Here is a 20,574-nt window from a genome sequence, read left to right on the forward strand (position 1 = left end):
AAAATTTCCTAATTGTATGTCCTTCGGGCTTTGTCCGGAGGCATGCTTTGTTGTATCGTGCCCATGCCCGGCGCTTTTCTGAATGAAGAGCCCAAGTACGGGCGTTGGTCATAACTCTATCAAGAGATCCTGCTCCTCTATGACGACACGCTTTATTTTTATCACTGGTGGCGTAACCTCTTCCCTTGGAAAGGGGCTGGCCGCAGCTTCGATTGCTGCGCTGTTGCAAGCGCGCGGTTACAAGGTCCGCCTTCGCAAGCTCGATCCCTATCTCAACGTTGACCCGGGGACCATGAGCCCCTATCAGCACGGTGAGGTCTTTGTGACGGATGACGGGGCTGAAACAGACCTCGATCTGGGACACTACGAGCGTTACACAGGTGTGCATGCCCGCAAGGGTGACAACGTGACCACAGGCAAAATCTACTCTGAGGTTCTGGCCAAGGAGCGCCGTGGTGACTATCTGGGTGCGACCATCCAGGTGATCCCGCACATCACCAATGCGATCAAGGAATTCGTTCTCTCCGACCTGACAGATGAGGATTTCGTTCTCTGTGAGATCGGCGGAACTGTGGGTGATATTGAAGGCCTGCCATTCCTTGAGGCGATCCGTCAGCTGGGGAATGAGCTGGGGCGTGAAAAGAGCATGTTCATTCACCTGACGCTGATCCCGTACCTGAGATCGGCCGGTGAGCTGAAAACAAAACCGACCCAGCACTCTGTGAAGGAACTGCAGGGTATGGGCATTCAGCCGGACATGCTTTTGTGCCGCTGTGAGCAGGAAATTCCTGCCAGTGCCTGCCGCAAGATTGCACAGTTCTGTAATGTTCGTGAGTCAGCCGTTATCCCGGCGCTTGACGTTGACACAATCTATGCGGTTCCGCGCGCCTATCACGAGCAGGGGATGGATGAGGAAATCTGTCGCCACTTCAGCCTTGATCAGTCCGAGCCGGAACTGACCCGCTGGGACGAGATTTCCCAGATCATCCGCGAGCCGGATGGCGAAGTGACCATCGGTGTCGTTGGCAAGTACACCTCCTTGCTGGATGCCTACAAGTCCCTTGCTGAAGCGCTGGTTCACGGTGGTATTGCGAACAATGTCCGCGTGAAGATCAAGTGGCTTGATTCCGAGATTTTTGAAGGTGATGGCACGGCAGAAGCCCTGTCTGAAGTCCACGGCATTCTGGTTCCCGGCGGCTTTGGCGAGCGTGGTTCCGAAGGTAAGATTGCTGCTGTCGGTTTTGCCCGCGAGCACAAGGTGCCTTACTTCGGTATCTGTTTCGGCATGCAGATGGCGGTTCTGGATGCAGCGCGCAACCTGGCTGGCATCAAGGGCGCATCTTCGACAGAGTTCGGCCCGACGACAGAGCCTGTTGTCGGTATCATGACCGAATGGACACGCGGCAATGAAACCGAAGAGCGCAAGGATGGCGATGACCTCGGTGGTACAATGCGTCTCGGGTCCTATCCCTGTGCCCTGACAGAAGGCTCTCTGGCACGTGAGGTTTACGGTTCCGATACTGTACAGGAGCGTCACCGTCACCGTTATGAGGTAAACATCAACTATCGTGAAAAGCTCGAGGCTGCTGGTTTGCGTTTCTCCGGTCTTTCTCCGGATGGCAACCTGCCGGAGATCGTCGAGAACCCGGATCATCCCTGGTTTATCGGTGTTCAGTTCCACCCGGAGCTGAAGTCCAAACCCTTTGATCCGCACCCGCTCTTCACATCCTTTGTCAAGGCGGCGATCGAGCAGTCCCGCTTGATGTGAACCGTCCCGGATTGAACTGATTTGATGAAAAGGGCGAAGCTGATCCTGCTTCGCCCTTTTTGCTTGCGATGCTGGGCAGGAAAAAGACACGGGCGTTTTGAATTGCCGCGCTTTGGCCTTTCTTTTTTGGTTTTTTCTTTTTATTGTCCACTCAAGCTTTTCAAGCCGAAATGAAGGAATAAAAATCGATGACAGCTCAAGCCGTGCCGACACGTCACGTTCAGGTTGGAAATGTAACCTTTGGCAATGATCTGCCGTTTGTGTTGATTGCCGGTCCCTGTCAGATGGAAAGTCGGGAGCACGCCTTTGAAATGGCCGAGGCTCTGAATGAAATCTGTACCGATCTTTCCATTCCGCTGATCTACAAGAGTTCTTTTGACAAGGCAAACCGCACAAGCCTGAAGGCCGAGCGTGGTATCGGTCTGGAAAAGGCTCTTGAGGTTTTTTCCGATATCAAGGCCAGGTTCGGGTGTCCGGTCATCACGGATGTTCACTCTCCGGAACAGTGTGCTGCTGTTGCAGAGGTTGTTGATATCCTGCAAATTCCGGCTTTCCTGTGCCGTCAGACCGATCTGGTTGTCGCAGCGGCGAAAACAGGGGCTGCGCTCAATATCAAGAAGGGGCAGTTTCTGGCGCCGTGGGACATGAAGAACGTTGCCGACAAGGCACTGAACAGCGGCAATGATCGCGTGATGCTTTGTGAGCGTGGAGCTTCTTTCGGTTATAACACTCTGGTTTCCGACATGCGCTGCCTGCCAACCATGGCGGAGCAGACCGGCTGTCCGGTTGTTTTTGATGCAACGCACTCCGTTCAGCAACCGGGCGGGCAGGGTGGCAGTACTGGTGGACAACGTGAATTCGTGCCGGTTTTGTCGCGTGCTGCTGTCGCTGTCGGTGTAGCAGGTCTGTTCATGGAAACGCATGATGATCCTGACAATGCACCGTCTGACGGACCAAATATGGTGCCTGTCAAAAAAATGAAGGAATTGCTGGCTATTCTGGTTGAGCTGGATCGTTTGACCAAGGCCAATCCCTTTTCTATGTAATTCAATCGAGGCAAGCCCTCTCGTGCCTCCCCCACACCCGTTACAATGGAGTAAGAGATCACAATGAGCATGATCGTAGATATTCGGGGCCGCGAAATCCTTGATTCACGCGGTAATCCAACTGTGGAAGTGGACGTCGTTCTGGAAAGTGGCGCTTTCGGGCGTGCTGCGGTTCCATCCGGTGCATCCACCGGTGCGCACGAGGCTGTCGAGCTGCGTGATGGTGACAAGTCCCGCTTTAACGGGAAAGGCGTTCTGAAAGCTGTTGAAGCCGTGAACACGGAAATTGCCGACGCTCTTCTCGGCTTTGATTCCGATGACCAGATCAGCATCGACAAGACCATGATCGAGCTGGACGGGACGGAAAACAAGTCCCGTATCGGTGCCAATGCCATTCTGGGCGTCAGCCTTGCTGTCGCGCGCGCATCTGCAGAAGATGCGGGCATGCCGCTCTATCGCTATATCGGTGGCAGCTATGCACGTACCCTGCCGGTTCCCATGATGAATATCATCAACGGTGGCGAGCACGCGGATAACCCGATTGATATCCAGGAATTCATGGTGATGCCTGTGGGTGCCGAAAGCGGGTCCCATGCAATCCAGATGGGCTCTGAAATCTTTCATGCCCTGAAAAAGGCGCTGAGTGATGCCGGCCACAACACAAACGTTGGTGACGAGGGCGGGTTTGCACCGAGCCTGAAATCAACAGACGAGGCTCTGGGCTTCATTGCCAAATCTGTCGAGGCAGCCGGTTACAGGCTGGGTGACAATGTCATGCTGGCGCTTGACTGTGCATCCACCGAGTATTTCAAGGACGGCAAGTATGTCATGGCCGGTGAGGGCAAGACCTTCGGTTCCGAGGAAATGGCGCAGTACCTGGCTGATCTTTGCAACCGCTACCCGATCCTGTCTATCGAGGACGGCATGGCCGAGGATGACTGGGCAGGCTGGAAAGCGCTGACCGAACTGGTTGGTGACAGGGTCCAGCTGGTTGGCGATGATCTTTTCGTCACCAACCCGAAACGCCTTGCCAGTGGTATCGAGCAGGGTGTTGCGAACTCCATTCTGGTGAAGGTCAACCAGATCGGAACCCTGACAGAGACACTGGAAGCTGTGGAAATGGCACATCGTGCGGGCTACACTGCCGTGATGTCCCACCGTTCCGGTGAAACGGAAGACAGCACGATTGCCGATCTGGCTGTTGCAACAAACTGCGGTCAGATCAAAACAGGCTCCCTGTCCCGTTCCGACCGTCTGGCGAAATACAACCAGTTGATCCGTATCGAGGAAGAGCTGGGCTTTGCCGGTCTCTATGCAGGGACATCTGTTTTGCGCAAATAATGCGCAACGCTTTACAAAGCTGATCCGGAAAAGGGCACCCTGGGTGCCCTTTTCTTTTTACCTCTTTGGTTTTATAGGGTATTTTGTTAACAGTTCTGTTACCAACTCCTGCTATTTTGCAGATATCTCTGTATCCGATTTTTTCCGGTTCCGTTTTTATGTCTCTGGTTCGTGAAATTCAAAAGCGCTCACGTGTTGTCGTACCGCAGGTTCTTGCGGCTGCGCTTGTGGGCTATTTTGCCTATCACACCATTGAAGGCGACCGCGGTTTCTGGTCCTTGCTGGTTCTGAAACAGGAAGTTGCCGAGAGAGAAGCTGCGCGAGATGCTGTTGCTCTGAAACTGGAACGCCTTGGGAAAAGAGTGGCCCTTCTGCGTCCGGAAAACCTTGACCCGGATATGCTGGAAGAGCGCGCCCGCATTGTTCTGAATTACGGGCGCAATGAAGACCTGGTTTTCCTGCGAAACCCGCAATAGGTTTTTGCAGCTGTTTGGCCTGCTGATGGCCCCCTGGGTGCGTGACTTTGAATTATGGTTCCCTGATCTGATTTCTGTACTGTTGTGTTCACAGTGCGTCCGCCTTTGTTTAACCCGTATTTCTGTCTGCAGCTTTCTTTAAGGGAAAAGATAGGGGATTCGCTTCCGATTCATTGGTTAACCTATATCGGGTTAATTTTAAAAAATCGTTTATAATCAAATAATTAACTTGATATTTACGCTATTGTTTTTTGAGGCGATGTCGCTTAACTTTGAAGGGAATAGTGTTCCACCGTTGGATAAAAGGGTTTGCACATGGCAACACCGTCAAAGGGCTCTGCTCCGCGTAAAAGTCGCAAGGCAGCAGGAGCAAAAGAACTTCCAAACGAACTGTCCCAGAAATTCTATCGCGATATGCTGCTGATCCGCCGTTTCGAGGAAAAGGCCGGACAGCTTTACGGCATGGGTCTGATCGGCGGCTTCTGTCACCTCTATATTGGTCAGGAAGCTGTTGTTGTCGGCATCCAGTCCGAGATGGATGACAAGGACACTGTGATCACCTCCTACCGGGATCACGGACACATGCTGGCCTGTGGTATGGATGCAGATGGTGTGATGGCCGAGCTGACCGGACGTGAGGGCGGCTACTCCAAGGGCAAGGGTGGCTCCATGCACATGTTCTCTGTCGAGAAGGGCTTCTATGGTGGTCACGGTATTGTCGGTGCCCAGATCCCTATCGGTGCCGGTGTTGCCTTTGCGCACAAGTATCTCGGCGAGGATCTGGTCAACGTTGCCTACATGGGCGATGGCGCGCTTAACCAGGGACAGGTTTACGAGACCTTTAACATGGCGTCTCTCTGGAAGCTGCCGGTTGTCTTCGTTATTGAGAACAACCGCTACGGAATGGGGACAGCGACAGAACGGTCCTCTGCGAAAAGCACCGAGCTTTACAACCGTGGCCAGGCTTATGACATTCCGGGCATGCAGGTTGACGGAATGGATGTCTTTGCTGTCAAGGAAGCTGCGGCCAAGGCCATCAAGCATGCCCGTGAAGGCAATGGACCTTTCATTCTCGAAATGCTGACCTATCGCTATCGTGGTCACTCCATGTCCGATCCGGCAAAGTATCGTTCCAAGGAAGAAGTCCAGAAGGTTCGCGAAGAGCGTGATCCGGTCGAACGTCTGCGCAACATGATCCTTGCACAGGGTATTATGGACGAGGCGGGCCTGAAGGAAATTGACAAAGAGGTCAAGGCAATCGTTTCCAAATCTGCCGACTTTGCGCAAAGCAGCCCCGAGCCGGATCCTTCCGAACTCTACACAGACGTTTACAGCGACGCCTGAGGGCGCAGGACTTGTGCTGCCCCGGGATGGTGGCAGCACGGTTGTCCATGATCTTTTTGGAGAACTGACACAATGCCAATCGAAATTCTGATGCCTGCGCTGTCGCCGACCATGACCGAAGGGACACTGGCGCGCTGGCTTAAAAATGAAGGTGATGCTGTTGCTGCAGGCGACATCCTTGCCGAAATTGAAACCGACAAGGCGACGATGGAAGTCGAAGCTGTTGATGAAGGCGTGCTGGGCAAAATCCTAGTTCCGGGTGAAACGGAAGCTGTTGCTGTCAACACACCGATTGCCCTGCTTCTGGAAGAGGATGAAGAGGCTTCTGCACTGGAGGGTTACACACCGAAAGCAGGTGCAGCGCCTGTGGCTGAAGAAGCTGCTCCTGCAGCGGAGATGAGCACACCGGCAGCGCCAGCTCCGGCTCCTGCTGTTTCCGCTGGTCAGGACGCACCGGCTGAAGAGATTTCCATCAACAGCATTTCCCGTCTTTCCCTGTCTCAGGGTGTGGAGGCTGAAGCGGAATGGACCGGTCCGGTCAAGCAGTTGACAGTTCGTGAAGCCCTGCGCGATGCCATGGCCGAGGAAATGCGCACAAACGAGCGCGTTTTTGTCATGGGTGAGGAAGTTGCGCAGTATCAGGGGGCCTACAAGGTCACCCAGGGGCTTCTGGCCGAGTTCGGTGACAAGCGCGTCATTGACACGCCGATCACCGAACATGGTTTCACAGGCCTTGCTGTTGGTGCCGCGATGTACGGCCTGAACCCTGTCGTCGAGTTCATGACCTTCAACTTTGCCATGCAGGCGATTGACCACATTATCAACTCGGCTGCCAAGACGCTTTACATGTCGGGCGGGCAGATCAAGGCACCAATGGTCTTCCGTGGACCGAACGGAGCAGCATCACGCGTTGCAGCCCAGCACTCCCAGTGCTACGCAAGCTGGTACGCCCATATTCCGGGTCTGAAGGTTGTATCGCCCTATTCCGCGGCCGATGCCAAGGGCCTGCTGAAGTCGGCCATTCGTGATCCGAACCCGGTTGTCTTCCTTGAGAACGAACTGCTTTACGGCAAGACCTTTGACGTTCCCGATACCGATGACTGGACTGTTCCACTGGGCAAGGCGAAGGTCGTGCGACAGGGAAGTGATGTCACAATCGTGACCTTCTCCATTATGGTTGGTCGTGCACTGGAAGCGGCTGATGCACTGGCCGAGCAGGGGATTTCTGCCGAAGTGATTGACCTTCGCACCATCCGCCCGCTGGATATCGACACCATTCTGGCGTCCGTTCGCAAGACAAACCGTCTTGTGACTGCGGAAGAGGGCTGGGCCTATTCCGGTATCGGTTCCGAAATTGCCTCGCTGGTGATGGAATACGCCTTTGACTGGCTTGATGCGCCGGTCAAGCGCGTGGCAGGTGAGGACATTCCGCTGCCTTATGCCGCCAATCTGGAAAAACTGTCTCTGCCACAGGCGGACGCACTGGTCGCAGCGGCAAAAGCCGTTTGCTACAAGTAAGGGGAGAGTAGTCTCATGGCTGAAAAAATCCTGATGCCCGCACTGTCTCCTACCATGACAGAAGGCACGCTTGCCCGCTGGCTGGTGAAAGAAGGTGATGCAGTGCAGTCCGGCGATGTTCTGGCTGAAATCGAAACCGACAAGGCAACCATGGAGGTTGAAGCTGTTGACGAAGGGGTTATTGCCAAAATCCTCGTTGAGGGCGGAACTGAAAATGTTGCTGTGAATTCCCTGATCGCTGTGCTCAGGGAAGAGGATGATGATGACGCTGCAGTGGAAGCCCTGTTGTCTTCCGGGGACGCTGCTCCTGCAGCTCCGGCCCCTGCTGTACAGGAGGCTCCGGCTCCCGCAGCACCTGTGGCGAATGAAGACCAGGCAGCATCTGCACCATCACCTGCGTCAGCGGCTCCGGTTGCGAATGCGGGTGGACGCATCTTTGCAAGTCCTCTGGCGCGTCGCATGGCGTCCCAGGAAGGTCTGGATCTGGCACAGCTGTCAGGTTCCGGCCCGAAAGGCCGTATTGTCAAAAGTGATATCGAGGATGCGCTGGCAAAAGGTGTTGGCAAGGCTGCTTCCGCTGCTCCTGCTTCTGCACCGTCGGCTGCGCCGGCAACACGCTCTGTTGCTGCCGGACCAAATGCGCGTGAGATGGCGGATATGCTGGGTATGTCCTACAGGCTGGAGCCGCTCAGTTCCATGCGCAGGGTTATTGCCAATCGCCTCAGTGAGTCCAAGCAAACTGTTCCGCACTTCTATCTTTCCGTTGATTGTGAAATCGACAATCTGCTGAAAGTGCGCAAGGAGCTGAACGCAGCTTCCGATGACTTCAAGATTTCCGTGAACGACTTTGTCATCAAGGCTGTTGCCCATGCGCTGAAAAAGGTTCCTGCTGCGAATGCGTCCTACAGTGAAGAGGGTATCCTTTTCTATGATCATGCGGATGTCTCTGTTGCTGTTGCGACGCCGACAGGTCTGATCACTCCGATTGTAAAGGCTGCAGAAACAAAGGGTCTGGCGACCATTTCCAGCGAGGTCAAGGATCTGGCAGGCCGTGCACGGGATGGCAAGCTGAAGCCGGAAGAATACCAGGGCGGGACCTTCTCCGTTTCCAACCTGGGCATGTATGGCATTCGCGAGTTCTCTGCGATCATCAACCCTCCGCAGGCCTGTATTCTTGCTGTCGGAGCGGGCGAACAGCGTGCTGTTGTGAAGGATGGCGAACTGGCTGTTGCGACTGTCATGACCTGTACGCTGTCAGTCGATCACCGTGTCGTCGATGGCGCTGTGGGGGCCGAATATATGGCCGCCTTCAAGGCCGTCATTGAAAATCCGCTGAGCCTGATGCTCTGAACCTGTTGAAGTGGAAGGAATTGAACCGTGAGCACTTCTTTTGATGTCCTGGTTCTGGGCGCAGGTCCGGGTGGTTATGTAACGGCGATCCGCTCTGCGCAACTGGGGCTTAAGACTGCGATTGTCGAACGCGAACATCTGGGTGGGATCTGCCTGAACTGGGGCTGTATCCCGACCAAGGCCCTGCTGCGTTCTGCAGAGGTCTACCGCAATATGGAACACGCTGAGTCCTATGGCCTGAGTGCCGGCAAGCCGGGGTTTGACCTCCAGAAAATTGTGGAGCGCTCCAAGGGTGTGTCCAAACAGCTGGTGGGTGGCATTGGTATGCTGCTCAAGAAAAACAAGGTCACGGTCCTTGAAGGTGAAGGGCAGCTTGCCGGTGGAGGAAAGCTTTCTTTCAAGGGCAATGACGGCAAGGCTGAAACGCTGACTGCCAAACACATTATTGTGGCGACGGGTGCTCGCGCCAGAACGCTTCCGGGGCTTGAGCCGGACGGCAAGCTGGTCTGGACCTACCGCGAGGCCCTGCGTCCGGATGTGATGCCAAAGTCCCTGCTGGTGGTTGGTTCCGGTGCAATCGGCATCGAGTTTGCCAGTTTCTATGCCACCTTTGGCGCTGACGTCACAGTTGTCGAGGTGATGGACCGGGTGCTGCCGGTTGAAGATGCAGAAATCTCCAAGCTGGCGGAAAAGTCCTTCAGGAAACAGGGGCTGAACATCCGCACAGGTACCAAGGTTGCCAAGCTTGACCGTCACGATAACTCCGTCACTGTAACACTGGAAAAGAATGGCAAAACGGAAACGGTAACCGTGGATCGCGTCATTTCGGCAGTGGGTGTTGTCGGCAATATCGAGAACATCGGGCTGGAGAAAACCAAAGTCAAAACCGATCGTGGCTGTATTGTTGCGGATGAGTTCTCCCGTACGGATGAACCCGGTGTCTATGCAATTGGTGATGTGGCCGGCCCGCCAATGCTGGCTCACAAGGCCGAGCATGAAGGCGTGATCTGTGTTGAGAAGATTGCCGGTGTGGAAGGCGTTCATCCGCTGAACAAGGCGCAAATTCCGGGCTGTACTTACTGTCATCCGCAGGTTGCATCCATCGGCATGACGGAAGACAGGGCCAGGGAGGCCGGACGGGATGTCAGGATTGGCCGTTTCCCCTTCGTTGGCAATGGCAAGGCGATTGCCCTTGGGGAGCCGGAAGGGCTGATCAAGACAATTTTTGATACCAAAACCGGTGAGCTTCTGGGCGCGCACATGATTGGTGCAGAGGTAACCGAGCTGATTCAGGGCTTCATCGTTGCCATGGGGCTGGAAACAACCGAGGAAGAACTGATGCATACAGTCTTCCCGCATCCAACCCTCTCGGAAATGATGCATGAGTCCGTTCTGGATGCCTATGGTCGTGCTATTCACTTCTGATTGAATGGCTTTTTCGAATGAAGGGAGGAACGGCCCTTCCACAACCGTTCCTCTTTGATCTTTCGTGATCGGAAGATCAACAAATGGTGTACCATGCTTTAGCTGGACTTTTCCAAAGTCTGGCCCTATATGCCTCATAAAGATCTTCCCCTGAAGACAGAAACAGGGGATTTGTGGAGAGAGACTGGTCGGAGAAAACGATGACAGATCGTCCTGTAACAGACAACGTATCACCCATTCATTCAGAGGCTGCAGAAGGCTCTGAACGTGCGCGCCGTGTCATTGAAGGCAAGGCAGATCGTGCGAAGATGCGTCATCCTGAAAAGGCGAAGCGTCCCGACAATCCGGTCAAGCGGAAGCCGTCCTGGATCCGTGTGAAGGCACCGACCTCCAAGGGCTATCAGGAAACGCGCCGCTTGATGCGGGAAAACAACCTTTCCACGGTTTGTGAGGAAGCGGCCTGTCCCAATATTGGTGAGTGCTGGTCCAAGAAGCATGCAACCATGATGATCATGGGCGAGATCTGTACGCGGGCCTGCACCTTCTGTAACGTCGCAACCGGCAAGCCGGATGCGCTGAACCCGTTTGAGCCCTATTCTGTTGCCGCGGCTGTCTCCAAGCTGGGGTTGAACCACGTTGTCATCACTTCCGTTGACCGCGATGATCTGGCAGATGGTGGTGCGGACCACATCGCCAAGGTGATCGAGGCAACCCGCAAGGATGCGCCCAACACAACCATTGAAGTCCTGACACCTGACTTCCGTCACAAGGATGGTGCCCTTGAGGTTGTTGTCGAGGCCCGCCCGGATGTTTTCAATCACAACCTCGAAACAGTGCCGCGTCTTTATCAGTCTGTACGCCCGGGTGCGCGTTACTATCACTCCCTGCGCCTGCTGGACCGGGTGAAGGAACTGAACCCGACAATGTTCACGAAGTCCGGCCTGATGGTTGGTCTTGGCGAGAGCAAGGAAGAGGTGCTGCAGGTCATGGACGACATGCGTTCTGCCAACATTGACTTCCTGACCATCGGGCAGTACCTGCAGCCGACACCAAAGCACCATGTTGTCGACCGTTTTGTCGAGCCTGAAGAATTCGAATACTATTCACGGATGGCCTACAACAAGGGGTTCCTGCTGGTTTCCTCCTCTCCGTTGACACGCTCTTCCTATCATGCCGATGATGATTTCAAAAAGCTGCGGGAAGCGCGCGAGAAGAAGCTTGCGCAGTCTGGTCGATAGGTTTTTCTGGCCGGTAGGTTTTTCGCCGCTTGAGGTTTTTGAACCATAAAAGCAAAATATTAAGATCCTCAGTGGTAAAGGTGAGTTATGCCAACCCACTCTGAACAGAAAGTTCTCCGTTTTACGCCCCAGGAGCTCTACAGCATGGTTGCCGATGTAGAGCGTTATCCTGAATTCCTGCCGTGGTGCGAAGGTGCGAGGATCAAGCGCCGGCAGGAAAAACGCCTGATTGCGGATCTCATTATTGGCTTCAAGCTGATCCGTGAGCGCTTTACCAGCAAGGTGGATCTGAACCCCGAAGACCTGCGCATAGATGTTGAATACGTCGATGGCCCTTTTCGCTACCTGAAAAATCACTGGATCTTTGTGCCTCACGATGAAGGCTGCATGATTGATTTCCACGTGGATTTCGAATTCCGTTCCAGATTGTTGCAAACGATTATGGAGCCATTGTTTCACGAAGCTGTGAGAAGAATGGTCGGCGCTTTTGAAGAACGGGCGCGTAGTCTTTATGAAGAACAAAGTCAAAAAACTGTCTCGCAAATTTCAACTTAATAGTTCTTCCTATGCTCAAATAATTCGTGTAGGGTTTTAATACCCAATGGTTATTTGATATTAAGCCTTGGTGCCTCGTCCATTTGGAGGCTCTCCCGGGTTACGATAATGACCTTTGGTTGACTAGGGTTACGATTATCGACTAAGGAGTCTGCTTTAATGGCGACTGGTACAGTAAAATGGTTCAATGAAACCAAAGGCTATGGCTTTATTGAGCCTGATGCAGGGGGCGCTGACGCTTTCGTTCATATTACTGCACTTCAGCGTGCGGGCATCCGTTCTCTTGCAGACGGACAGAAGGTGGAATATGAAATGGAAGAAGGCCGTAACGGCAAGATGGCCGTATCATCGATTTCCATCATTTCCTGATATCATTCCTGCTACGAACGACTGATTTTTCTCCTGTTTACCGGAGACCTTTGGTCGTGCATAAATGACAAAAGGCGCAAGCATCTGCTGCGCCTTTTCCTTTGCCCTGACGAAAGGAGCATTTCAGGCAGGGGCACTCAGGATCAGCAGAACCGAGAGGCCATTGAAAATGGCATGCAGCACAATGGCAGGCCAGAGTGATTTTGCCTTCTGTCTCGCAAAGCCAAACCCCATCCCGGCAACAAAAAGGGCCGGAACAAGCAGAGGGGCCCCGTGGACGAGGGCAAAGGCAAGGCTGCTGACCATGAGGGCTTTGAGCCGGGACATCTTGAGTTCCAGCCAGCCGAGAAGGAGGCCCCGGAAAATGATTTCCTCCAGAACGGGCGCAATGATCAGTGTTCCAGTGATCAGGACGACAAGGGACGAAGGAGTGTGCCCCAGGGTTTCCACCACAGTGCTTTGAGGATTGTTGAAACTGTCTCCGAGCAAAAGGCTGATTGTATAGTTGATCAGCAGTGTGGTGAGAATGATCGGTGCAGCCATCGGCAGGGCTGTCCGGAGCCACTGATTGCTCCAGGGGCCCAGCTCGATATCCTTGAGTTTGATTTGACGTCTGTAAAAAAAGATAAACCAGGTCGTGATCAGCGCAATCAGACTGTGAAGCATGAGGCCCAGTGCCAGACGCGCTGCATTGACCGCATCGTCGCTCCAGGGGAGGGAGAGGAAAAAGCCGTCAAAGACGGGAAGCAGCAGGCGGGTGCCTCCGATTGAAATGATCAGCAGCAGCAGGAAATCGGAAAGGTTGGTTCTGTTCAGGGCCGATCGTTGTGGCACAAAAGATGAAGAGGGCATGAAGTCCTGAAGGTCGGGTCCTTTTGATGACATTTTCGTCTCCTCAGGCTTTTTCTGCTGCTTGCTTCAAAAGGCAAAGTGCCTTGATGACAGTTGACTGTCTGACCTGTGAGCGGTTGCCGGCAAAGACCTCATGGCAGGAATGAACCGTGATGTCTCCGGTGGCGTCCCGTCTGGCGGTGGCAAGATGAACAAGTCCGACGGGCTTTTCCTCTGACCCGCCACCGGGGCCGGCAATGCCTGTGACAGCAACCGACAGACTGGCTCGGGAGTGCTGCAGGGCACCCCGGGCCATTTGTTCGGCGACTTCGGTGCTGACAGCGCCCCTGGCTTCAATCAGGGACAACGGGACTGAGAGCATCTCGTTCTTGGCTTCATTGGAATAGGTAATAAAAGCGCGATCAACAACAGCTGAAGAGCCTGAGACCTCTGTCAGGGCGGAGGAAATCAACCCTCCGGTACAGGACTCGGCTGTTGCGATGACAAGTCTTCTGTCCTTGCAGAGAACAAGGAGTTCTCCTGCTTTTTCAAAGAGATCGTATTGAAAGAAACAGGAATGATCCTGTTCGTTTTTTCCCGACATATCCAGGCTCTTTGCTCTTTTGGTTGTTTAGAGCAGCATCAACAGGGCACCCAGGCAGATTGCTCCGTAAAGGCCGGCAACCATGTCATCACTCATGATGCCCAGGCCGCCCTTGAGGTTGCTGTCCATCCAGTTTGCAGGCCAAACCTTGACAATGTCAAAGAGTCGAAAGAGTGCAAAGCCTGCGGCATATCCCCACAGATCGCTGCCAAAGAGCTTCTGGCTCGTGAAGCCGAGTGGAACAAGGGTCAGCCATTGGCCGGCAACCTCATCAATGACCACAGGCCCCGGATCCGGACGACCAAGGGAATTGGCATAAAGCTGGCTGACCCTGATGCCGACCAGATAGACAACAAGTGAAGCGGCAGGCAAAAGCCAGTTTGGACCAAAGGACAACATCGCCCAGGCAAAGGGCAGGGCTGCAAGAGAGCCCCATGTGCCGGGAGCCTTGGGGAGATCACCGGAACCGAACCAGGTTGCAATCAGGCGAACGGGGTGAAAGCGCGGAAGTGTCATCGAGAAAAAGAGCCTGTTTTAAAACTGTGCTGTGAAAGTCAGTCTGTTGTATCTGTATCGGGATCAGGGCGTTCCAGTGTTGCGAGTGCCATGGCTGCGATGCCTTCCTCGCGCCCTGTGAAACCCAGACGTTCTGAGGTTGTGGCCTTGACACTGATCCGGTGCAGCGGAAGCGCGGTGATTTCGGCAATGCGTTCACGCATCAGATCACGATGGGGACCGATTTTCGGACGTTCACAGACAAGCGTGACATCCAGATGCAGAATGCGGGATGACTGCTCCAGCACCCGCGCGCAGGCATATTTGAGGAAGACAGCAGAGTCAGCGCCGGACCATTGAGGGTCGGATGGAGGAAAATGGCTGCCAATGTCTCCGTCGGCAAGGGCACCGAAAATGGCATCTGTAATGGCGTGCAGGCCAACATCTGCATCGGAATGTCCTTTAAGCTTTTTCGGATGCGGAATTGTAATGCCACACAGAATGACAGCGTCGCCTTCATCAAAAGCGTGAACGTCGTAACCTTGTCCTGTGCGGATTTCCATTCGTGCTGACATGGATTAACTCTTCTTTTCCTGTGAAGTCTGCTGCCGCTGCAGAATGTATTCTGCAAGAGCCAGGTCTTCTGGTGTGGTGATTTTGATGTTGTTGCCTGATGAAGGCACGATGCCGACGCTCAGACCGGCGGCTTCAGCAACAGCAGCATCGTCGGTCAGGTTGTCTCTGTCCTGAAGCTGTTCGTGGGCGTTCAGGATTGTGTCCAGGGCAAAGGCCTGGGGGGTTTGTGCGCGCCAGAGTTCTTCCCTGTTCAGGGTTTCCTGAATCTCGCCTCTTTCGTTGGTCCGCTTGATGGTATCGAAGACCGGTGCTGCTGCGATGACACAGTTGTCCTTTTCGGCTTCTGTGATCAACTGCGCAAGTGTCTCATGGGACACAAAGGGTCTGGCCGCATCATGGATCAGAACGGGAACCCGGCCTGAAGTCACGGAGCTGTTGTTCTGCAGACTGCGCAATCCGTTGCGGACAGAGGCCTGTCTGCTGTTGCCGCCATGGCAGGACTGAAGGAGGGAATCTTGCTCAAGGGGAGCAATGGCGTCGTTGTAGAGTTTCCTGTCGTCCGGGTGGATAACGGTCATCAGGGCAGAAAAGAGATTGCTGTTCAGCAGATTGCGCAGGGTGTGGGTCAGAATGCATTCACCCAGCAGCTTCCGGTATTGCTTTGGCTGTTCGCCGCCCATGCGGGACCCTCGTCCGGCTGCAACGATTACGGCAATTGCTTTTTCTGACGGCAAGGAGGCCCCCTGAAGCTGAAGAGTCTGTTGTGCACACAGTGGTTTTCGCAAGAGCAATAGCATGTGCTTTGCGCAAGGCAAAGTCTTCAAATGACTATTGGGATTGATGAAAGGACAGGCTTTGTGGCAAAACAGCGGGAGTGCCGGAATATTTGTGAGCTTTGTCCCCTTGTTGCTGCACTGTTAAACCATGCGAAAGAATAAAGATGTCTCCAGCTCTTTTGTCATATGTTCTTCTGCCTCTTTTGAGCACTCTGATGTTCGTTGTGGCATTTGCTGTCAGCAGAAACAGGGACCCCGGGGCAGGAATGCTTGTGACACTGGCTGCGTTGACCCTGATTCCGCTCAGTGTTCTGGGCTTGCGTCTGGAAGGCGGATGGGACAGGGGGCTGGGCACAATTCTGTGGGCGGTTCTCAGTGCAACGCTTCTTCTGTTCGGTTTTATGGGGCGTTTGCAAAAGGTGTCGGCTCTTTCTGCTGTTCAGTATCTGGATCGTCTGGTTCTTGGATTTGCGGCTCTTTTTTCCCTTGCAGCATTTCTGTCGGACTGGGTTGCCTTTCACATGGTTCCGCTTGAGCTGGAGCAGTATGCCCTGGCCATGAACTGGGCGCTTGTTCTGCATATTGTGTCTTCAATGATTGCTTATGCATGTGCTGCGCTTGCTGCCATCGCGGCTGTTGCTGTCATTCTGCGCTCACGTTCCCTGAAAAACCTGTCCGATCAGAAAAGGGATCAGGTCTTTACCGGACGTTTGCCGTCCCTGTTCGAGGCGGATGAAATTCTTGTTCTGATGTTGAAGGCCACAGCAGTGGTTCTGCTGATGGGGATTGCAACGGGTATTTATGACAACTGGTTGCAAACCGGCGAGTTGCTGGACTTTGATCACAAGACCATTCTGTCCCTTTTGTCCTTTGCCGTGATCGGATTGATGCTGATCGTTCACAGCAAGGTTGGTATCTACGGCAAGCGGGCAGTGCAGGGCGGTCTTCTGATGTTTATGCTGATCTCACTCGGGGTTCCCGGGGTGAAATTGATTTCGTGGCTTCTGAATGAATGATGAATAGCATTTCCATTTTCCGGAAACTGGTGTACAACACGAAATCTGCCTAAAAAAAAGGCAATTTGTATCATTCATGAGAAGTGCCGATGACCATCCAGGTTGGTGATATCGCAATTGAGGATCCGGTTTTTCTGGCCCCCATGTCGGGGGTGTCGGACAAGCCGTTTCGTCGTCTGGTCAAGCGTTTCGGTGCCGGGCTGGTTTTTTCCGAAATGATTGCCAGCCGGGCCATGCTGCAGGAGACACGGGAGTCTCTGAAGATGAGCAGCAACTGCGGGGAAGAGTTCCCCATGGCTGTTCAGCTGGCGGGCTGTGATCCTGAAATCATGGCAGAAGCGGCCAGAATGAATGTTGATCGTGGTGCCGCGATTATTGATATCAATTTCGGATGCCCGGTTAAGAAAATTGTCAACAAGCTTGCCGGTTCTGCCCTGATGAAGGATGAAGATCTGGCCGCCCGGATTGTCGAGAAAACCGTTCAGGCTGTTTCTGTTCCCGTGACGGTCAAAATGCGTCTGGGGTGGGATGAGCACTCACTCAATGCGCCGTCCATTGCCAGAAGGGCACAGGATCTGGGGGCAAGGATGATCACTGTTCACGGCCGGACCAGAAACCAGATGTACAAGGGAACGGCCAACTGGGACGCTGTTGCAGCGGTTCGTGATGTTCTGGATGTTCCGCTGATCGTCAACGGAGACATTGGTTCTGCAGAGGATGCGCGCAAGGCTATGGAAGCGTCCGGTGCAGACGGGGTTATGGTGGGACGTGCCTGCTATGGCAAGCCGTGGTTGCCGGGACAGATCATCGCTGAACTGAAAGGCGAGAGCTTTGATGCACTTCCGGATTTGGCGGCACTGAAAGACCTGATCCTCGAACACTACGAGAGCCTGCTGGATTACTATGGCGAACGACAGGGTACTGTGATTGCCCGCAAGCACCTGTCCTGGTATTGCGCAAGTCTGCCCGGCGCCGCCGATTTTCGCAGGGAAATCAATACGATCCGTGACTGTAATGAGGTCAGGGCGAGGCTCGGGGAATTTTTTGATCACCATCTCTCACTGGCGGATGCTGCCTGATGACTGCTCACCTGCCTGTAGAAAAAAAACAGATGGCATCCGAAACAGAAGAGAGTGATGCGTTCCCGGACGGCTGGCAAATTCTCAATTCCATGGCGGATATTGTCATTGTTCTGGATCGGGACAACCGCATTGTCTTTTTGAACGTTGCGGCCCAGAGCTTCCTGCAAAGCTCCCTGCCGCTTTTAAGCGGTGTCTCCTTTTCGGACTTTATCCCGAGGGATCATCCGCTCTTTCTGCTGATTGAGCAGAGCCGGGCCATGTCAGTTGTGGCTTCAGAGCACGAAATGACCCTTTATTCTCCCCGTTTGGGACGCCATGAGGTTTCTGCCTCCCTGGCACCGATTGTGGATCAGCAGGACCCGGCCAAAAACGGGCAGATTATTGTAACGCTGCAGGATCGCAGTATCGCAAAGCGTATTCATCACCAGGCTTCCCGACGCAATGCTGTGCGCTCCATGACAGCAATGGGGGCCATGCTGGCCCATGAAATCAAGAACCCGCTTTCCGGCATTCGCGGGGCGGCACAGCTTCTGGATATGAATGCCAGCAGGGAAGACCGGCAGCTGACCCGTCTGATCTGTGACGAGGCGGACCGCATTGTCGGGCTGGTTGACCGGATGGAAATCTTTGCGGACAACAGGCCGATTGAACGCGAGGCTGTGAACATTCACGAGGTTCTGGCACATGTCCGTCTGCTGGCACAATCCGGTTTTGCCCGGCATGTGGAATTCGAGGAAAGTTATGATCCGTCCCTGCCGGATGTCTGGGGGAGCAAGGATCTGCTTATTCAGGTCTTTATCAATCTGTTGAAAAATGCCGCTGAAGCCCTGCCGGAAGAAGGCGGGGTGGTTGCGCTTCATACGCGCTATGAGCAAGGCGTTAAGCTGGTGACGTCCGGTTCGGCAGAGCGTGTGGATCTGCCTCTTAAAATCTCGGTGATCGACAACGGACCCGGCATTCCGCAGGATCTGCTGCGGGATCTGTTCGATCCCTTTGTAACCACAAAATCCGGCGGCACCGGTCTGGGCCTCTCCCTTGTTGCCAAGGCTGTTGAGGCGCACTCCGGTGTGATTGAGGTTTCCTCTGCAACAGGGCGAACTTCCTTTGACCTGAACCTGCCGCGTGTCCCTGCTTCCCGCCGTTGACGGTGTGAGCCAAGAACAAAGAGAGAATGATGAATTCTTCACAGAGTATCGCGTTGGACCCGACAGACTATACCATTCTGGTTGCAGATGATGATCTCGCGATCAGAACTGTTCTGGGGCAGGCTCTGGGGCGTATTGGCTACAATGTGAAGATGGCCAGCAATGCAACCGATCTCTGGAAATGGGTTGAAAAGGGAGACGGCGATCTGGTGATCACGGATGTTGTGATGCCGGACGAGAACGGTCTGGATCTCGTTCCACGGATCAAAAGATATCGACCGGATTTGCGTGTCATTGTGATGTCTGCGCAGAATACCCTGCTGACAGCTGTCAAGGCCACCGAGCGCGGGGCCTTCGAGTATCTGTCAAAGCCATTTGATCTCAATAATTTGTCGGAAGTTATTGTGAAGGCACTTGAGGATTGTCGAACCGCCAGGGGCCAGGCTGTTGAGGACCTTGCGCTCAATCTGGGCGGGGACAATGCAGGAGACAGTTCCGGCTTGCCGCTTATTGGCCGTTCACAGGCCATGCAGGATATTTATCGTGTCATGGCGCGCCTGATGCTGACAGACCTGACGGTTATGGTCAGTGGTGAATCCGGGACGGGCAAGGAGCTGATTTCCCGCGCGCTTCATGATTATGGCAAGCGGAACAAGGGGCCTTTTGTGGCTGTGAACATGGCGGCCATCCCACGTGAGCTGATTGAAAGTGAACTTTTCGGTCATGAAAAGGGGGCCTTTACCGGTGCAACGGCGCGCTATGCGGGCAGGTTCGAGCAAGCCAGGGGAGGAACGCTTTTTCTGGATGAAATTGGTGACATGCCTCTGGAAGCCCAGACCCGGTTGTTGCGTGTTTTGCAGGAAAACGAGTTTACAACTGTTGGCGGGCGCGTGCCGATCAAGGCGGATGTCCGGATTATCACGGCGTCCCACCGCGATCTGAAAGCCATGGTCGACAGGGGGGAGTTCCGGGAGGATCTTTTCTATCGCCTCAGTGTCGTGCCCTTGCGATTGCCGCCGTTAAGAGAGCGTTCGGAGGATATTCCGGAACTGGTATCCCACTTTATGCGTCTGTGTGTTGACGAGGGACTGCAGGCCAAGGCTGTCGGACCCGAAGCCATGCAGATCCTGCAGCGTTACCCCTGGCCCGGCAATGTCAGGGAGCTTGAAAATCTGGTGCGCCGTCTGACTGTGCTTTACAGTGAGGATGTGATCACCAGCGAGGTTGTAACAGCTGAACTGAAGTCTGTCTTTGCCAGAGCAAAACAGCAGTCTGAAGCAGAGAGCAATCCCGCAGAGGATGGAAACACTGACAATCAGGCCGCCCTTCTGCATTCAACGCTTTTCAATGCCGAAAGCCTGATCGGTGGTAACCTGTCAGAGACGGTCGAGCTGCATCTGCAAAGTTATTTTGAAGCGCACGAACCCGCCTTGCCGGCCTCCGGTCTCTATGATCGCGTTCTGTGCGAGATTGAAAGACCGCTTATCGAACTGTGCCTGAAGGCCACCGGAGGCAACCAGATCAAGGCTTCAGCGCTGCTGGGGTTGAACAGGAACACCCTCAGGAAGAAAATCAAGGAATTGGGAATCCAGATTGTAAAATGACGGATTGCCGGCTTT

The 20,574-nt window shown here is 54.1% G+C and carries 20 protein-coding genes; 15 read left to right on the forward strand and 5 right to left on the reverse strand.

The features are described from left to right. Positions 1-139: 139 nt before the first annotated feature. The 11 genes from pyrG to AAAH10_RS14235 all read left to right on the forward strand — a co-directional run bounded on the left by pyrG (position 140) and on the right by AAAH10_RS14235 (position 12,430). The gene (gene pyrG, locus AAAH10_RS14185; protein ID WP_343564715.1) at positions 140-1,768 is read left to right on the forward strand and encodes a CTP synthase; all 1,629 of its coding nucleotides are present in this window, start codon (positions 140-142) and stop codon (positions 1,766-1,768) included. A gap of 188 nt (positions 1,769-1,956) precedes the next feature. After that, positions 1,957-2,814 (forward strand): 3-deoxy-8-phosphooctulonate synthase, encoded by an 858-nt coding sequence (gene kdsA, locus AAAH10_RS14190; protein WP_343564716.1) that lies wholly within the window; start codon positions 1,957-1,959, stop codon positions 2,812-2,814. Positions 2,815-2,877: 63 nt separating this feature from the next. Beyond that, entirely contained in the window at positions 2,878-4,155 is a 1,278-nt protein-coding gene (gene eno, locus AAAH10_RS14195) for a phosphopyruvate hydratase (RefSeq protein WP_343564718.1), read from the forward strand. A 158-nt stretch (positions 4,156-4,313) separates the two neighbouring features. Beyond that, on the forward strand, positions 4,314-4,631 hold the full coding sequence (locus tag AAAH10_RS14200; RefSeq protein WP_343564720.1) for an FtsB family cell division protein: 318 nt from the start codon (positions 4,314-4,316) through the stop codon (positions 4,629-4,631). 315 nt (positions 4,632-4,946) lie between these two features. Then, positions 4,947-5,975 (forward strand): pyruvate dehydrogenase (acetyl-transferring) E1 component subunit alpha, encoded by a 1,029-nt coding sequence (gene pdhA / locus AAAH10_RS14205; protein ID WP_343564722.1) that lies wholly within the window; start codon positions 4,947-4,949, stop codon positions 5,973-5,975. 72 nt (positions 5,976-6,047) lie between these two features. After that, positions 6,048-7,493, forward strand: coding sequence for a pyruvate dehydrogenase complex E1 component subunit beta (locus tag AAAH10_RS14210; RefSeq protein ID WP_343564724.1), 1,446 nt, complete (start codon positions 6,048-6,050; stop codon positions 7,491-7,493). Positions 7,494-7,508: 15 nt separating this feature from the next. Further along, positions 7,509-8,843 carry a pyruvate dehydrogenase complex dihydrolipoamide acetyltransferase gene (locus AAAH10_RS14215; RefSeq protein ID WP_343564726.1) on the forward strand — a complete coding sequence of 445 codons (1,335 nt, stop codon included), beginning with the start codon at positions 7,509-7,511 and terminating at the stop codon, positions 8,841-8,843. A gap of 27 nt (positions 8,844-8,870) precedes the next feature. Continuing rightward, positions 8,871-10,268, forward strand: a complete 1,398-nt coding sequence (lpdA, locus tag AAAH10_RS14220; protein ID WP_343564728.1) for a dihydrolipoyl dehydrogenase — start codon at positions 8,871-8,873, stop codon at positions 10,266-10,268. 200 nt (positions 10,269-10,468) lie between these two features. Beyond that, positions 10,469-11,506, forward strand: coding sequence for a lipoyl synthase (gene lipA, locus AAAH10_RS14225; RefSeq protein WP_343564730.1), 1,038 nt, complete (start codon positions 10,469-10,471; stop codon positions 11,504-11,506). Positions 11,507-11,593: 87 nt separating this feature from the next. Continuing rightward, positions 11,594-12,061: a type II toxin-antitoxin system RatA family toxin gene (locus AAAH10_RS14230; RefSeq protein ID WP_343564732.1), complete on the forward strand. Its 468-nt coding sequence runs from the start codon at positions 11,594-11,596 to the stop codon at positions 12,059-12,061. A 159-nt stretch (positions 12,062-12,220) separates the two neighbouring features. Further along, positions 12,221-12,430 (forward strand): cold-shock protein, encoded by a 210-nt coding sequence (locus tag AAAH10_RS14235; RefSeq protein WP_343564734.1) that lies wholly within the window; start codon positions 12,221-12,223, stop codon positions 12,428-12,430. 123 nt (positions 12,431-12,553) lie between these two features. On the opposite strand, the gene AAAH10_RS14240 is transcribed toward AAAH10_RS14235, so the two are convergent. From AAAH10_RS14240 to ispD, 5 genes are read right to left on the reverse strand one after another with little or no spacing between them, the layout of a single operon-like run. Continuing rightward, complete coding sequence (locus AAAH10_RS14240; protein ID WP_343564736.1) at positions 12,554-13,315, reverse strand: CPBP family intramembrane glutamic endopeptidase; 762 nt, start codon at positions 13,313-13,315, stop codon at positions 12,554-12,556. 10 nt (positions 13,316-13,325) lie between these two features. Further along, positions 13,326-13,865, reverse strand: a complete 540-nt coding sequence (locus tag AAAH10_RS14245; protein ID WP_343564738.1) for a CinA family protein — start codon at positions 13,863-13,865, stop codon at positions 13,326-13,328. 27 nt (positions 13,866-13,892) lie between these two features. Then, positions 13,893-14,381, reverse strand: coding sequence for a phosphatidylglycerophosphatase A family protein (locus tag AAAH10_RS14250; protein ID WP_343564740.1), 489 nt, complete (start codon positions 14,379-14,381; stop codon positions 13,893-13,895). A 38-nt stretch (positions 14,382-14,419) separates the two neighbouring features. Beyond that, positions 14,420-14,935 carry a 2-C-methyl-D-erythritol 2,4-cyclodiphosphate synthase gene (ispF, locus tag AAAH10_RS14255; protein ID WP_343564742.1) on the reverse strand — a complete coding sequence of 172 codons (516 nt, stop codon included), beginning with the start codon at positions 14,933-14,935 and terminating at the stop codon, positions 14,420-14,422. A 3-nt stretch (positions 14,936-14,938) separates the two neighbouring features. Beyond that, positions 14,939-15,670: a 2-C-methyl-D-erythritol 4-phosphate cytidylyltransferase gene (ispD, locus tag AAAH10_RS14260; RefSeq protein WP_343564744.1), complete on the reverse strand. Its 732-nt coding sequence runs from the start codon at positions 15,668-15,670 to the stop codon at positions 14,939-14,941. Positions 15,671-15,876: 206 nt separating this feature from the next. On the opposite strand from ispD, the gene ccsA reads away from it, so the two are divergent. The 4 genes from ccsA to ntrC all read left to right on the forward strand — a co-directional run bounded on the left by ccsA (position 15,877) and on the right by ntrC (position 20,559). After that, positions 15,877-16,728, forward strand: coding sequence for a cytochrome c biogenesis protein CcsA (gene ccsA / locus AAAH10_RS14265; RefSeq protein WP_343564746.1), 852 nt, complete (start codon positions 15,877-15,879; stop codon positions 16,726-16,728). 89 nt (positions 16,729-16,817) lie between these two features. Beyond that, complete coding sequence (gene dusB / locus AAAH10_RS14270) at positions 16,818-17,807, forward strand: tRNA dihydrouridine synthase DusB (protein WP_343564748.1); 990 nt, start codon at positions 16,818-16,820, stop codon at positions 17,805-17,807. Positions 17,808-17,839: 32 nt separating this feature from the next. After that, positions 17,840-18,955 carry a two-component system sensor histidine kinase NtrB gene (locus AAAH10_RS14275; RefSeq protein WP_343564750.1) on the forward strand — a complete coding sequence of 372 codons (1,116 nt, stop codon included), beginning with the start codon at positions 17,840-17,842 and terminating at the stop codon, positions 18,953-18,955. A 29-nt stretch (positions 18,956-18,984) separates the two neighbouring features. After that, the gene (ntrC, locus tag AAAH10_RS14280; protein ID WP_343564752.1) at positions 18,985-20,559 is read left to right on the forward strand and encodes a nitrogen regulation protein NR(I); all 1,575 of its coding nucleotides are present in this window, start codon (positions 18,985-18,987) and stop codon (positions 20,557-20,559) included. Positions 20,560-20,574 lie beyond the last annotated feature (15 nt).

It is taken from the genome of Carbonatibacter coralli (assembly GCF_039592655.1).
GTDB lineage: Bacteria > Pseudomonadota > Alphaproteobacteria > Kiloniellales > Kiloniellaceae > Carbonatibacter > Carbonatibacter coralli.